General features: G+C 70.6%; 11 protein-coding genes, 1 tRNA gene and 3 pseudogenes. 10 read left to right on the forward strand and 5 right to left on the reverse strand.

The window, feature by feature from the left end; genetic code table 11:
* The 3 genes and pseudogenes from D5H78_RS09885 to D5H78_RS09895 all read left to right on the forward strand — a co-directional run.
* Window positions 1–205 (forward strand): annotated as a pseudogene (locus D5H78_RS09885) (methyl-accepting chemotaxis protein); the annotation flags it as partial.
* A gap of 176 nt (window positions 206–381) precedes the next feature.
* Window positions 382–621 carry a hypothetical protein gene (locus D5H78_RS09890; protein WP_119950330.1) on the forward strand — a complete coding sequence of 80 codons (240 nt, stop codon included), beginning with the start codon at window positions 382–384 and terminating at the stop codon, window positions 619–621.
* Window positions 622–673: 52 nt separating this feature from the next.
* Window positions 674–746: transfer RNA gene (locus D5H78_RS09895), tRNA-Lys, on the forward strand.
* Between the two features lie 224 nt (window positions 747–970).
* Here D5H78_RS09895 and D5H78_RS20540 read toward each other — a convergent pair.
* Window positions 971–1,522 (reverse strand): annotated as a pseudogene (locus tag D5H78_RS20540) (site-specific integrase); the annotation flags it as partial.
* On the opposite strand from D5H78_RS20540, the gene D5H78_RS20010 reads away from it, so the two are divergent.
* Window positions 1,415–1,753 carry a hypothetical protein gene (locus D5H78_RS20010; RefSeq protein ID WP_245941638.1) on the forward strand — a complete coding sequence of 113 codons (339 nt, stop codon included), beginning with the start codon at window positions 1,415–1,417 and terminating at the stop codon, window positions 1,751–1,753. The pseudogene D5H78_RS20540 and the gene D5H78_RS20010 overlap by 108 nt on opposite strands.
* A gap of 195 nt (window positions 1,754–1,948) precedes the next feature.
* Here the strand turns inward: D5H78_RS20010 and D5H78_RS20545 are convergent.
* The 3 genes and pseudogenes from D5H78_RS20545 to D5H78_RS20585 all read right to left on the reverse strand — a co-directional run.
* Window positions 1,949–2,155 (reverse strand): annotated as a pseudogene (locus tag D5H78_RS20545) (Arm DNA-binding domain-containing protein); the annotation flags it as partial.
* A gap of 4 nt (window positions 2,156–2,159) precedes the next feature.
* Window positions 2,160–2,366: a helix-turn-helix transcriptional regulator gene (locus D5H78_RS09910; RefSeq protein WP_119950331.1), complete on the reverse strand. Its 207-nt coding sequence runs from the start codon at window positions 2,364–2,366 to the stop codon at window positions 2,160–2,162.
* Window positions 2,367–2,402: 36 nt separating this feature from the next.
* Window positions 2,403–2,978: a VldE C-terminal domain-containing protein gene (locus D5H78_RS20585; RefSeq protein ID WP_119950332.1), complete on the reverse strand. Its 576-nt coding sequence runs from the start codon at window positions 2,976–2,978 to the stop codon at window positions 2,403–2,405.
* A 248-nt stretch (window positions 2,979–3,226) separates the two neighbouring features.
* On the opposite strand from D5H78_RS20585, the gene D5H78_RS09920 reads away from it, so the two are divergent.
* The 6 genes from D5H78_RS09920 (at window position 3,227) to D5H78_RS09950 (ending at window position 9,384) form a co-directional block, all read left to right on the forward strand.
* On the forward strand, window positions 3,227–3,670 hold the full coding sequence (locus D5H78_RS09920; protein ID WP_119950333.1) for a helix-turn-helix domain-containing protein: 444 nt from the start codon (window positions 3,227–3,229) through the stop codon (window positions 3,668–3,670).
* Window positions 3,671–3,757: 87 nt separating this feature from the next.
* Window positions 3,758–4,267, forward strand: coding sequence for a hypothetical protein (locus D5H78_RS09925; protein ID WP_133412034.1), 510 nt, complete (start codon window positions 3,758–3,760; stop codon window positions 4,265–4,267).
* 32 nt (window positions 4,268–4,299) lie between these two features.
* Window positions 4,300–5,391: an MAB_1171c family putative transporter gene (locus D5H78_RS09930; RefSeq protein ID WP_133412035.1), complete on the forward strand. Its 1,092-nt coding sequence runs from the start codon at window positions 4,300–4,302 to the stop codon at window positions 5,389–5,391.
* The gene (locus tag D5H78_RS09935) at window positions 5,384–6,010 is read left to right on the forward strand and encodes a phosphatase PAP2 family protein (RefSeq protein ID WP_119950336.1); all 627 of its coding nucleotides are present in this window, start codon (window positions 5,384–5,386) and stop codon (window positions 6,008–6,010) included. The genes D5H78_RS09930 and D5H78_RS09935 overlap by 8 nt, the downstream gene beginning before the upstream one ends.
* A gap of 644 nt (window positions 6,011–6,654) precedes the next feature.
* Window positions 6,655–6,864, forward strand: a complete 210-nt coding sequence (locus D5H78_RS09940; RefSeq protein ID WP_133412036.1) for a hypothetical protein — start codon at window positions 6,655–6,657, stop codon at window positions 6,862–6,864.
* 1,878 nt (window positions 6,865–8,742) lie between these two features.
* A complete protein-coding gene (locus D5H78_RS09950) occupies window positions 8,743–9,384 on the forward strand; it encodes a DUF6308 family protein (protein ID WP_119950339.1) in 642 nt (213 codons plus the stop codon).
* Window positions 9,385–9,522: 138 nt separating this feature from the next.
* On the opposite strand, the gene D5H78_RS09955 is transcribed toward D5H78_RS09950, so the two are convergent.
* Window positions 9,523–13,338 carry a KAP family P-loop NTPase fold protein gene (locus tag D5H78_RS09955; protein ID WP_245941645.1) on the reverse strand — a complete coding sequence of 1,272 codons (3,816 nt, stop codon included), beginning with the start codon at window positions 13,336–13,338 and terminating at the stop codon, window positions 9,523–9,525.
* Window positions 13,339–13,590 lie beyond the last annotated feature (252 nt).

Below are 13,590 nucleotides of genomic sequence, written 5' to 3' on the forward strand. Positions count from 1 at the left end.
GGAGCAGACGGCGACGACGACGGAGATGAACCGCAACGTCTCCGAGGCCGCCACCGGCTCGGGCGAGATCGCCGCCAGCATCACCGGCGTGGCGACCGCCGCCCAGGTCACCACCGAGGGCGTCGGCCAGTCGCAGCAGGCCGTGGGCGAGCTCGCCCGCATGTCGAGCGAGCTGCAGGCCCTGGTGGGGCGCTTCCGCTACTGAGGTGGGCCGCTCCCTCCGCGTGTCGACCACGTGGAGCACGCGTACGGGTGCCGGCCCAGGCGAACGAGCCCGGGCCGGCACCCGTTCGCCGTGCCCGGGACGTATCCGCGGCCGCCGCGCGTACCTCACCCGGGTGGACGCCGACGGCCGGCGTCCCGCGCCGGAGGAGGCACGCCATGGCGGACCAGCAGACCCTGAGGACCTCGAGCACCCCGTCGTCGGCGAAGGCGTGGTTCGCCGCCGTCACGGCCGCGCTCATCGCCCTCTGCTCCTCGCTCGCGACCGCGCTCGGCGGTACGGACGCCGGCTGGGACAGCATCACCGCCGGCCAGTGGCTCACCGCCGTGATCGCGGCGCTCACAGCGCTGGGCATCACCGGCGGCGGCACCTGGCAGATCGCCAACAAGCCCCACTGAGGTCGCCGGGGCCGCGGGCGCCGCTAGCCTGGCGGGGGTGCTCGCACCCGCCGGGCCTCTAGCTCAACCGGCAGAGCAGCGGACTTTTAATCCGCGGGTTGTGGGTTCGATCCCCACGGGGCCCACCCCTGCTGACCTGCGGCGATGCCGTACGAGCGGTCGGATCGACCTTCATCTGGGCCTCCTGAGGGCTGCTCTGATAACCGACTGCTAACGGGGCCGTGCTGGACGCACGACGGGGGACGAGCCCGGCGACCGCTTCCGCGGCCGCGTGGGCGACGGCCGGGAGCACACTCGTGTAGGTGTCGGCGGTGATCGACACGGAGCTGTGGCCGAGCTGCTCGCTGACGACCTTGAGCGGTACGCCGGCCTGCAGCGCGAGGCTCGCGGCCGTGTGCCGCAGGTCGTGTAGCCGGATCGGCGGCAGTTCGGCGCGTCGGACGATGCGCTGGAAGCTGTCGGTCACGAGGTCGGGGTGCACCTGGGCGCCGTCCTCGCGCGTGAAGACGAGGCCGGTCTCTTGCCAGGCGGGGCCCCACGAATGGCGCTCGCGGTCCTGCTGGTGCCGCCACCGGCGCAAGGTGTCGGTGGTGAAGCTGTCCAGCGGCACCGTGCGTGACCCGCTGTCCGTCTTGGGCTCCCCGACCTGCGTCGCCCAGCCGAGCTGCACCACCTGCTGCGACACGCGCAGCGCCGCCGCCTCGAGGTCGATGTCCTGCCAGCGGAGGCCCACGGCTTCGCCGCGGCGCAGCCCGCGGAAGGCGACCAGGTGGAACAGGGGGTAGAGCCGCTCGTGCTGGGCTTCATCGAGGAACGCGCCGGCTTGCTCTGCGGTCCAGACCGCGACGGTCGGTCGCCAGCCGGTCCGCTGCCACTCCGCCACGCGGTCAGCTGTCCACACGACGGCTCGGGGACGTCGTCCGGACGCGAGCTCGACGTGTGCGGCCGGGTTGGCGACCAGCAGGCGGCGGCGGACAGCCGAGTTGAGGGCGGACATGAGCGTGGCGTGCACGCGGCGCACCCTGGCGTCACTCAGTGGCCGGGCGTGGTCCGGGTCAGTGCGAACCTCGAGGAGGCGCTGCAGTTCGAGGTCGTCGCGCTCGGGATCAGTGCCGAGCCGCCGCATCGCTGAGTAGAGGCGTTCGACGTGAGGGGCACGCAGGTCGAGGAGGCGCAGGTGGCCGAGGCCGGGCCGGAGGTAGAGGTGGACGTGCTCCGTGTACGAGCGTCGGGTCGAGGCGCGCAGGCTCCCCTTGCCGGCTAGCCATTGGTCGAGGTAGTCGCCGACGCGCATGCGCGACGGCTCGCTAGCGACTCCACCTTGCAGGTCCGCAAGCGCCCGGTTGAGCGCGGCTCGTGCCTCCCGTTCCGTGGCGAACCCTCCTCGGACTCGCTGCCGGCGACGCCCGTCGGCCGCGCGAGGCAGGTCCAGGACGAAGTACCAGGACCCGTGACGCTTGCCGCAGTTGATGCGCCGGCCGGCAGCATCGCGCAGGGTGCCGCAGGGGCAGCGCTTGTGGGTGTGACCTCGCACGCGCTCAGCCTGCCGCGCGCTGGCCCAGGCCGAGGAGCTCGAGCAGGGGCGCTGTCGGGATGCGGATGAGCCGGCCGAGGCGGAAGACAGGGGTGGGCCACTGCCCGACCCGGATCAGCTCGTAGGCGGCGGTGCGGCTCAGCCCGAGGAGCCGGGCGGCGGTGGGGACGTCGACGACGGCTGGTAGGTCGTCGAGCTCCTGGCGGTTCACAGCGCACTTCCGCGAGGCGTCGGCGGTCGGGGCATGTCAGTCCTCCAGGGAGACGTGGACGTGGTCGTAGTGCCCGCCGGTGGGTTCGCTGGCGTCGTAGACCCCGCCGCCGGAGTAGGCGCGCCAGCCCTCGTCGTCGCGGCTGCTGGACCAGATGCGCCCCTGCCAGATGACGTAGCTGACGTGCAGGGCCTCCGCGTTGGCCTCGAACCAATGAGCCAGCAACCATCCTCGGGCCGTGTCGGCGGGCCCGGGGAAGTCGCCCAGACGTCCGAAGGTGACGTCGCAGCCCTTGCCGCGGGGGTGGTCGCTGGTGGGGTTCCAGGCGTGGGCGTCCCAGCAGCTCGTGGGCAGCTGCCCGAAGGCGTGGTCGACTTGCCCGAGCATCCATGCGGTGGCTCCGGTGACGCAGCCGCCCGTGCCCGTCGGGTCGGGGAGGGCGCAGCCGGTCGACGGACCTTCGTACGGCACCGCGGGAGCCGGCACGTCAGTCGGGTAGGGCCGGGAGGCTGTCGGAGACACCGCACCTGTCGCCTCGGTGGAGCTCATCGCGCCCCCGACCAGGATGACCAGGCCCAGGGGGGCTGCCGCTGCCCAAGCGCCGGTCCTCATGCCGCGGCCTGGGGGCGCCGGAACGGGAGGGGGTGTTGCCGGCACTGGACCGGACGGTCCGGCATGTGGACCACCTCCCCTTCACCTGAGTTGATGAACTGAGACGTAGCATAAGCGGCCGTGACGACAGGTCAAGGTCGCTGTGCACCAGCGCGTCGTACGCCCTCACGAGCGGGCACCGCTTCGATAGCGTGGCGCCTCGACGTGCCCGGCGGGACCGGGCGTGGGGGGCGAGAGGGGACGCGCGCATGCCGGAGGGTGGCTCCCCTGCGCGCAGGAGCTTGGCCGAGAAGATCGACCACCTGTTCGCCACGGTTCGATCACCGCGCGGCACGGAGTACACCTTCGAGGAGGTCGCCGGTGCCCTCCGTGACGCCGGCGGTCCGACTATCTCCGCGACCTACGTCTGGCAGCTGCGCAAGGGACTGCGGGACAACCCGACGAAGCGGCACCTCGAGGCGCTGGCTGGGTTCTTCGGCGTGCCCCCGAGCTACTTCTTCGACGACGAGGCCGCAGAGCGCATCGAGGCGGAGCTCGAGCTCCTGTCTGCGCTGCGAGACCAGTCCGTCCGTGCTGTCGCGCTCCGCGCCGTCGGGCTGTCCCCGAGCAGCCTCGAGACCATCCAGGCGGTCATCGACAACGCCCGCCGGCTCGAGGGCCTCCCGGAGCGGCCGGAGGACCCACAGCCCTGAGTGGAGTGCGACGAGCCGGTTGCATAGTGTCGTGACGAGCGTCGACGGCCTGACGACCTGGCCGTCCTCGTCCGGTCGGGAGGGGCTGTGAGTCTGCGAGCGGTGCGCCGGCGGTGCGAGCGCCTGCTCGACGCCCTCGAACTGCCCGCGGACGCGGACCTCGAGCAGCTGGTGCAGCGACTGGCCGAGGTCCGAGGTCGCAGGCTGGTCCTGCAAGCCAGGCCGATGCTGGACGGACCGTGCGGCATCTGGGTGGCCATGCCTGAGGCCGACTACGTGTTCTACGAGGAGCAGACGAACGCGCTGCACCGCGAGCACATCGTCCTGCACGAGCTGGGGCACGTGGCCGCGGACCACGCCCCGCCCGGCCGCATCCCGGTCGACGTCGCGCTGGCGCTCATGCCGAGCCTCGACCCGGCGCTCGTCCGTCGGATGCTCGGTCGTACCAGCTACAGCAGCGAGGAAGAGCGAGAGGCCGAGCTGTTCGCCTCCGTCTTCCGGGAGCGTCGGTCGGTAGCCCTGCCAGCGGGCAAGACGAGCCAGAGCGACGTCGTCCACCGCGTGGGGGCGACGCTGAGGGGTCGTGAACTGCCATGAGAGACGGTGTCCTGACGGGCCTCGTCGTGGGCATGGCGATCGTCCTCGCCTTCCTCGGCCGGACAGCGTGGCAGACCCGCAACCAGGCCCTACGGGCGATGTGGCTGTCCTTCTCCTGCCTCACGGCGACCCTGGTGCTCTACCACCCGGACTTCTACGGCTGGCTCGACTCCGCCAGCGGCGTCCCGAACGTGCGCGAGCCGCTTGGACGGACGACCATCCTGCTGGCGGGCTACTTCTCTCAGGTGATGCTCGTGCTGCTCGTGCGCGAGCGGGGGCAGCGCCCCGGGTCCGTGCGACGCCGGCAGGCGGCGCTGGTCTGCTCCGTCGCGGTCCTGCTGGGCGCCTTCGTGGCGGGCCCTCAGCCGGAGGTCGAAAACTTCACCGCGGCCATCGGCACGGGACCCGCTGGACTCTTGTACATGGGCGCCTTCTCGGCGTTCATGACCTACGCGCTGGTCGACGTCATCCTGCTCTGCCGGCGCTACGCGCAGGAGGCTGAGCCGCTGCTCGCCCTCGGTCTCCGGCTGATCGCCGCCGGCTGCGTGCTCGGCGCGACCTATGTGGCGCTCAAGATGGCGTACGTGCTTGCGCGGGCGCTCGGGCTGCAGCCGTACGCCGTCCTCGAGGGGGCCGTCGCACACGTGCTCAGCCTCACGGGCCTCGTCCTCGTCGTCCTGGGTGCGACGCTCCCGTACTTCGGCCCGGCCGTCAGCGCCGACCGCGCCGTCGCCCGTCTGACGGCGTACGCACACACCCGCCGCCTGTACCGCCTCTGGTACGAGCTGCAGTCCCGGGTCCCGGACATCGCGCTCGAGCCGGCTCTCAGCGCGCTAGGTGATGCAGCACGCCTCACCGACCCGGAGTTCCGCCTGTACCGCAGGGTCATCGAGATCAACGACGCGCTGCTCGTGCTGCGCCGTCCTGAGCACGCGGAGTGGCTCCCGGATCCGCTTCGCAGCGGCAGTGCCGACGAGCAGCCCGACGACCTCTCGCACCCGTCGACGAGCGACGTGCTGGAGGAAGCGCGCAAGCTTGAGGCTGCTGCGCCGAGCCTCCTTCGCGCGCTGCGCGGCCGCAGCGTCGGTACCCCGACGACCGTGAGGATGCCTCGCAGTGGTTGACCTTGCACCTGTAGAGAGGAGAGGTCGCCGCGAGCGTGTCGCCGTCGTTGTCGGCGAGCTGACCTCGCCCCCCTACCTCGCCTTCGGCTTGCTGCTCCTGGTCACGGTTCGCAATGCTGAGTCCTGGCAGCAGGCGCTGACGTGGGGTGCGGTGGCGGCGCTGTTCGCTTCTCTCCTGCCGCTCGTGGTGCTCCTGCACCGGGTCCGACGTGGGGTTGTCGCCGACCGCGACGTGCGGCGCCGGGAGCAGCGGCCGGCGCTGCTGGTCATGGCGACGGTGTCGGTGCTCGTCGGAGTCGGGCTGCTCGTCGCCCTAGACGCTCCACGCGAACTCCTCGCGCTTCTCGGTGCCATGACCGCGGGCCTGCTCGTGGCCCTGGGAATCTCGATGGTCTGGAAGATCAGCATCCACGTCGCGGTAGCTGCCGGCACCGTCGCGATCCTCGCTCTGCTGTACGGTCCCCTGCTGCTGTTGGGGCTCCTCGTCGTCGTGCTCGTTGCCTGGTCCCGTCTGGTGCTCACCCACCACACGCGTGCACAGGTCATCGTGGGAGCCCTCGTCGGCCTCCTCGTCGCCGGGGGTGTGTACCCCGCCTTGTTGGGAGGCGCAACCAGCTGACGAAGACGGCTCATGCGGCGGCACCGGAGCAAGTCACGACATTGTGGGCAACGAAGATTGGAAGCGCGAGGGCAAGCTCTCGACGCAGGAGAGAGCGCGGCAGCACCGCCACCTACGAAACCGCGACCTGCGGCGCAACTCGTCCTCGACGAAGGGACAGCGGTTGGCTGCCGTGGAGGCTCATGGCGAGCGGCGTCCCCGGGCGCTAGGTCGGGGCTACCGGACGCGTTTACGTCGCTAGAGATTGGCGGCTGCAGTCGTTGATAGCGCTCGAACCTGCGCGAGCAGGTGGGTGCAGGTGAGCCCGGCCATGGGTGAGCTTTGGGCGCGGTTAACGGCTACGAGCTCGAATCGGTCAGGCCCTTGTTGCTGTCGCCGGTGCGGGTGGCCTCGTAGACTTCGGGCTTCCTCGCCAAGACCTCCCCAGCGCGCCGCGTGCCTGACCCTGCCGAACCGCGTCGGCGACGTCTTGGGGGTGCTCGTGCGCGACGCCAGCAAGGACGCCGAGCGCACAACGAGCAGGCCGCTACGCCAGACGGGTAGTCCCTCCAGTCAGGGGACCCAGACCGGCGCACAACGCCCCGTCCGCTGAGTAGCCTCAGTTCACGAGACCATCGGGGAGCGGGGGTGCGTTGCAGCTCAAGATGACGAAGCCGGTGGTCGCCTACGCGCTACTCGGCGCAGCGTTTGGCGCGTTCGCAGGGTCCTTCATCGACGTCTTCGAGGGTGAGGGCTCGCGCGTCGACTGGTTCGTGGTGGCCCTGTACCCGGTGCTTCTGCTCACGGGCGTCTTGGCGGGGCTGCTCAAGTACCGGGCCAACAAGCGCAAGCGGCGGCGTGGCGAAGGCTCCTAGACCCCGGCTCTGGGGCAACCACACCTGGCGGTGGTTCACCGCCGTCGTCGCCTGCCTGCTAATCGCGCTCGGCGCGGCCGGCTGGATCAGTGGAGATGGCCGCTGGGACGGCACGGTCTGCCTGTTCCTTGCGCTCGTCATCCTGCGTGAACTACACGTGACGCGCCCCTGAGCCAAGCGCAGCAACACGCCAGCAGGGTCACCCGCTTGCGGCTCCAGCCGAACCTCTGTCAGCACTGCCTGCTGCCGGGTGGCGGAGGTGTCTTCGCTCGCGACTACGAAGCCCGCCAGCGTCCCGTCGCTCGGGGGACTTCGTCGGACATTGAGGCTCGCCGCCGACCAACCGCAGGCTCAAGTTGATGGCGGCACGAAGGCCGATCGGCTGCTTCACTGCCACCGCAGGGCGCTGCTGGAGCTAAGCCGCGAGGAGGTTGGCTCGTCGCCGAAGGAGACGTTGCAGTTGCTGGGGCGCCGCACTCGACCTTGACCCAGCGCGAGGGGCTCCAACCGCCGCGGGCGCGTCAAGCATGATGACCTGCCAGCACCTCGCGCGGGAGGACCGTCGTGGCTCGTTTGTCCGTCTGAAGGCCTGCGGCTACGACATGGCCGTCGAGGCCCGGTCGTGTTGCGCGCGCCGGCGGCCGCGGTGGGTGCGGCCGACGCGTGGGAGGCCGGAGCTCGCGCGGTGCCCCGGCCGGCCCCCTCAGCGCAAGCTCTGTCAGCCGCCGGTTGACCACGGGTGGAGCCAGAACCGGGCGAGCGTAGCCGCCCTCAGCGGCAGGAGAGTGACAGGCTCGCTTTATGCATGCGGCGCCTGTTGACCCTCGCGACACCTGCTGGGAGGTCGACTCGCCAGCCTTCCGTGTCTACTTCTGGCAGCAGCCGACCCCGGTTTCCCAGGCTTCGGCGCCGGAGCTTGCCGGGTGGTCGTTGGAGGAGTGGCGCCTCACTGGACCTCGTGACGTGAACGAGGTGATCGCGTGGGCCGAGCTGCACCGTGGTGACCGGTCGTACACCCTGCATGTCGAAGTAGACGAACAAGGAGGTCTGGGCCTCGTCACGCTGGCCGGCACGGATCCTACGAGTAGCTAGGCGCCCTGACGGCGGCAGAAGGGACCGCCCAGCGGCCCCGGGACTGGCCTCGTTCGCGGCGCGATGGGTGGGTCAGCAATCGAACCTGTAGCTTGGGCATCTGTACCCGCAGCTGCTGCTGGTGGGGTGGTTGTGGCCCAGCGCGTCCGGTTCCGGGAACGTGAAGCTTGGGCATCCGTAGCCGCAGCTGCTGCTGGTGGGGTGGTTGTGGCCCAGCGCGCCCGATTCCCAACGAGCGAAGTTGGCGTAAGGGTCTTCGGCGACGTCGTGAGGGAAGCAAGGGTCGCCGCCGTGCCATCGGCCGCAGAAGCCGCAGTGCTGCAGATCGTCGACCGGTTCCGAACGCCTCCAGCTCGAAGATGCCGCCGCCGTCCAATGGGCATTGCCGCAGGTTGGGCAGCGGCACGGCACGTCTGCGTCCGGGCCCCCGGCTCTCGAGGTGAAGTCGCCCATGCCCAACGATATGTCGGATGAGCTTGGACGCGCCAGGACCTGCTGTGACGAGTCACTAGCCATGCGGTGTGGGACGCCTCAGGTTCGACGGCGCTGACCCGGCGGGCGCGTGACTCCACATTCGAGCGGCCGGCCCCGCGGCAGGACCGGGCAAGTAGCCGCCGTCACCACGGCATGAGGGTGCGTCGTCCGCCCGCTGCGTCAGCGGCCTGACGCTCAGGTGCCGAAGCATGGCCGGATCTCAGCCGCAGCGCTCAGCCGGCTCGGGACGCCGGGGGGACCGAAACCGGCCCACCACCGTTCGCGCACCCAAGTCTGGGCACCATGGCAGTCATGTCACCGTCGGCACTCCGCAGCGTGTCCGAACTCCGACCCTGCGGCGACCGGCACCTCGCCGACTACCTCGATCCCACCGGCGGCCGGGCGTATTGGACGTACGACCAGCCGAGCGAGCCTGACACGTTGACGCCGCTCGACTGCTTGGCGCCGACGCTCCTGTCTCTACGCCTGACCTTCGACAACGTCGTCCCGCTCTTCCAGCCCGCTGGGCCGCACGCCGAGCTGCGCCGGTGTATGCAGGCGGTGCTCGGTCTCCCGCCGGTCAGTTTTCTCGAACTCGACCTCGCTGACCCCGCCAGGCCATGGGCGACGGTGCGTCGAGCGATGATCGCCTCGGAGCACGTGCCTTGGTGGACTGCTGTGTCAGTTAGCAAGGTGCTGCATCGAAAGCGCCCCGACCTCGTGCCCGTCTACGACAGTCAGGTCTTCGCGTTCTACTTCGGTTGCCCGCACAGCGGGCGGGGGGCGCCCGGACGGTTCTGGCCCCGGCTTCAGTCGGATCTTAGGGAACAGTGGGCTCTCGTCGATGCGTGGCGGCACCGTCACCAGCCGCCCGAAGGCCCGCGGCTCACCCTCCTACGTGTCGCAGACATCGTTATCTGGGAGCACCAGGTGACGGGCTGCTCGGCGGCTTAGGACGACCCCAGGGCGAAGGTGCCGCGATCGGTCCGCGGCATGATCGGACGTTCAGGCACTCGCACGCGCCGGCCACGTGGGACGCCTGGTGACGCCAACTGGCCCCAGCGCCGTCGGCTAACGGTCCGATCACGTTGATCAGTCGCTGGTGTCGACCTTGGTTCGACGCCAGAGGAAGGCGCCTGACTCGCTGACCTTGTAGCCGAGCGGGCGCAGGACCTTGCCTGCCTTCTCCTCGCCGATGGCTGCCACGACGGCTTTGCCGAGGGAGTCCTTGGTTCCGGACGGTTGGGTCTTGGCAAGCCTCGGGAGGTAGTCAATCCCGAGGTCAATCGATGCGTTAGAGGCCGGACCGTCGTCCGTCGCGAACAGCGGGATAAGGAGCTTCTCGAACAGGAGCTTGCGGGCCGGCTCAGACTCGATGCCTGCGTTTTCCCACGCCTGCATGAGGTGCCTGCGCCGGGTGCTGTTGCTCGTGCCATTGTTGTCGACTCGAGCCGCGAGGATGCGGGCGACATCGATGTCCGGCACGAGCCTCGCGCCTGCTGTCCCGGCGGCGCGAAGGATGTCCTTGGTGGGTGCCGGCCGGTCGGGGTCGTCGAGCAGGCCGTGGAGGACCTCGATGCGTTCCTTGACCGGGTACCGGGCCACAGCCTTGCTGATCGCGCTGAGCAGGCGGTCGCTAGGGGTTACCTCCTGAAGGGCGATGTCGGTGGCCGTCAGGAGCGCTGCAGCGTCGGGCTCGGCCAGGGCGATCCAGGCAGCGACGGTGTCGTCGAGCGCGTGCCCGTGCTCCCCGCGCAGGTCGTTGATGGCGTCGGCGTTGGGCAGCGCGGGCAGGGCGTCGCTCGTCTCGGTGAGCATGCGTCCGAGCAGCCGCAGGCGGGTGGCGTGGGGCTCGGCGAGCCAGGAGCTGTCGTGAAGCGCCTGGACGAGGTCCGCCCGCGCGTCCGCAGCAGCCGGTCCGGCGGGGACGCCAGGGCGCGGGAAGCCCCGCAGGGCGTCCTCGACGGTACTGACGACGTACTGCACCACCGGGTCGTCGAACTCCGCGACGGTCAGGTCGGCGCGGAGTGTCGAGGCGAGGTCCTGCGTCTCCTGCGCGGCGAGCACCGAAGGGTCTAAGGCTCCTGCGAGCAGCAGGGGCTCCGCAGCCGCAAGCAGCCGACGTCGCTCGTTCGCGGTGTCGTCGTCCTCGACGGGAGTGCCGAGGCTTTGCCGGACGACGTTGTCCATGCCGGGGCGCTGCGCGGACGTCCGCTGGTCGAGCAGCGCGACGACGGCAGTAGCGGCGGCGCGCGCCGTGGCAGAAGGGGCCGGCGACTCGGTGCTCGTGGCGTAGTGCCAGAGCTGGTTGACCAGGCGCTGGACGGCGTCGTCGGTCTCAACCGTGGCGGCCGCGGTCGGGCTGACGGCAGCCAGCCATGCCTGCCATGCCCTGAGGGGCCGCATGGAGCAGGCGGAGATGAGTAGGGCTGCCAGGGCCGGATCGTCGACCGGGGCGAGCCCCGCCACGCAGGACTCGACGAGTTCGCGCAGCGCGCGGCGGTTGCTCTTGAGCAGTGCCCGCATGAGCGTCTGAGCCGGACCGCCGGTAGCGCCGTCGAGCTGGTCGAGCAGCGCTGCCAGCGCGGCCTTCAGGGGGTCGTCGAGCCCGGGCTCGTCGTTGGTGCCGCCGGACGCTGGCGGGGCCGGTGCGGGGCGGCCAGGGGTGGCGGCACGGGCGGCGGGCGGCTCGGGAGGCGCAAGTCGTCCCCGCAGGACGCTGGCCATGCGGCTCTCGGCGGCGTCGAACAGCCGCGCCGCCTGATGCGGCTGCATGGCGAGCAGCACTTTGGCCGTGGCGGCTGCGGCGTCGCCGTCCTCGGCGAGCAGGTGGGCGACCAGGATATCGGCCGTCGTGGCTGGGTCGACGGCGATGGCCGCGTCGGAGTCGCCCAGGACCATCATCGCGATGTCGGGGTCGTCGGCGTTCTCGGCTGCGTAGCGGAGGACGATCTCGCGGAGCCGTCCGGCGGTCGGCCTGTCGCTGTGCAGTCCGAGGCGCCAGGCGCCGTGCAGGCCGCCTTCCGCCACGAGGTCCGGCCGGTCGTTGAGCGGGGCGGCAATGGCGTCGGCGAGCGCGTCGGCGCGGCTGGCGACGTCGAGCTCCGGGATCGCGGCCAGCGCGAGCAGCGACAGCGCGACGTTCTGCGCCTGCAGGCCGACGCCTCCGAGGGACTGCCCGATGAGTAGCGTCACCGCGGCGCCGCGGCCCTGCTCGTCGAGGGCCCGTACGGCGGTCCTGAGCGACTCGATCGACGCGTTCTCCGCGTCCTCCTCCAGCCGCTCGGCGAGCTGGCCGTCCAGGCCGACGGCGCTGCCGGTGCTCTGCATGAACAGCAGGTCCCTGCCCGGCCCGGGGACGGACCTGGTCCGGGACAGGTAGTCGAGGAACTGCCTGCCGTGCTGCTCCGAGACGTCCTGCGGAGCGTCGTCACCCGCGGCGTCGGCCCCCGTCGCGTGCTCGTCGTCCTGCTCGTCCTCGTCGTCCCGTTCGGCGCGGTCCTCGTCGGACAGCAGGGTGGCGACGGGCAGCTCGCGGTGGGCGAAACCTCGGGCGATGGCCCGGGCCTGCGGGGTGGCGTGCGGGTGGTCGTTCCACACCTGGTCCTCGGTCTCGCCCTTGTGGAGGCGCAAGACGTACTCGGGCAGCCGGGCGTCCAGGACGAGGTCGCGGGCGAACAGCGGAAACTCGACCCGCAGGCACACCATTCGGGCGATCTCGTCAGAGCGCAGCGCCATGTCGCCGTGGAGCCGGCCGTCCTTCTGCCGGGCCTCGGCCAGCCGGTAGGTCAGCACGAACGCGTTGAGGAGGCTCTTGACCCGCCGGGGGCTGCGGACGTGCGACGGCACAAGGATGGAGACGGTGAGATCGAGCCTGTCGCCGAGCTCCTTCCACACCCCCGGCCGGTCCTTGACCAGCTCGACGGCGTAGCGGGTGATGCTCGCCTGCAGGAGCGGCGGGACGAGGATCTGGTACTGGAAGACCTTGTCGAGGTAGGCACTGCCGGAGCTGTAGTACGGGTTCACCGGGTCGGCCGGAGTCGCCTGCTTGAGCTCCTTGTTCAGCGCCTCCTCGACGGCCTGCCGGTCGGCGGCGATGACGAACACGCACCGGTCGGCGCCAAGGAAGGTGCGGACCGCGTCGAGCGTGCCGACGACATCGCTGGGAGCGCACCGGTCGAGCTCGTCGACGAAGACGACGATCCTGTCCTTACCCGCGTCCTTCACGAGCTCCTTGAACAGGTCCTCGAACTGCTCGCTGCTTTCGGCCTTGTCAGTCTTGTGCTCGACCCCAAGGGACTTGCCCGCGAGCACGATGAGCGCGGACAGCAGGGCGGCGGGAGTGAACGAGGCGACGACGACCTGCTTCACGAGCGGTTGGAAATCCTCCCACCATCCGCCCTGCTGAAAGCCGGCGGCCGCTGCCGCGATGAGCAGAAGGCCGGTGAAGATCACGAACAGCAGCCCGACGTAGATGCCCGCGAGCCGTAGGAGCGCCGTGCGCGGGACGTCGAAGGTGGTCGTGGTCGTCCCGGCGTACAGGTCGGCGTGGTACTTCGACTTCTCGACCTTGAGGTCGGTGGCGACGGCGCTGATGAAGTCGCGCCTGAGCGGGTTCTCGGCGTATTTGAAGGCGTCGAAGCGGGCGTAGCCGAGCTTCTTGTCGGCCTCCACGTACTGCCGGAGCAGGTTGCCGATGCCGCTCTTCCCGGACCCCCACGGGCCGTAAAGCGCGATGTTCGAACGTTCGGGAACGGTCGCCGCGAGCTGGGCGAGCTGCTGAGCGATCTGCTTGTGGCCGAGCTCGTCCGGCTGCGTGACGAGCGGGTCGCGCTTCTTGGTGTCGGCCGCGACCTCTCGGTCCGGGATGAGCTCGCCGGGCACGGCCAGCACGGGGGTGTCGGGCATGGTCACGCGCTGCCTCCTCCGGCGTAGGTGCCGCTGCGCACGTTAGGGCTTGGGGACGACACTTTGTCGGTGTTGGGCGGAACCCTCTCGCTCGGCGAGCGGCGTGTGGAGGACTGGCACACGACGCCGACGTCCCAGGCTCGGCGCCCACCGGCCGCGGTGATGGCGCCTGACACGCACGGCAGACCAGCCACTTCCACCTGACGCGGCGGTAGCCGGACTTCCGCTCATCGGCAGATGAGTGCAGCGAAG

This window comes from Vallicoccus soli (genome assembly GCF_003594885.1).
Classification (GTDB): Bacteria; Actinomycetota; Actinomycetes; order Motilibacterales; family Motilibacteraceae; genus Vallicoccus; species Vallicoccus soli.

What these genes read in the sequence shown, in the direction of transcription:
- D5H78_RS09890 (WP_119950330.1), top strand. Translation starts at nt 382, where the DNA reads ATGGCGGACCAGCAGACCCTGAGGACCTCGAGCACCCCGTCGTCGGCG.
- D5H78_RS20585 (WP_119950332.1), bottom strand. Translation starts at nt 2,978, where the DNA reads ATGAGGACCGGCGCTTGGGCAGCGGCAGCCCCCCTGGGCCTGGTCATC.
- D5H78_RS09920 (WP_119950333.1), top strand. Translation starts at nt 3,227, where the DNA reads ATGCCGGAGGGTGGCTCCCCTGCGCGCAGGAGCTTGGCCGAGAAGATC.
- D5H78_RS09930 (WP_133412035.1), top strand. Translation starts at nt 4,300, where the DNA reads ATGGCGATCGTCCTCGCCTTCCTCGGCCGGACAGCGTGGCAGACCCGC.
- D5H78_RS09940 (WP_133412036.1), top strand. Translation starts at nt 6,655, where the DNA reads ATGACGAAGCCGGTGGTCGCCTACGCGCTACTCGGCGCAGCGTTTGGC.
- D5H78_RS09950 (WP_119950339.1), top strand. Translation starts at nt 8,743, where the DNA reads ATGTCACCGTCGGCACTCCGCAGCGTGTCCGAACTCCGACCCTGCGGC.
- D5H78_RS09955 (WP_245941645.1), bottom strand. Translation starts at nt 13,338, where the DNA reads ATGCCCGACACCCCCGTGCTGGCCGTGCCCGGCGAGCTCATCCCGGAC.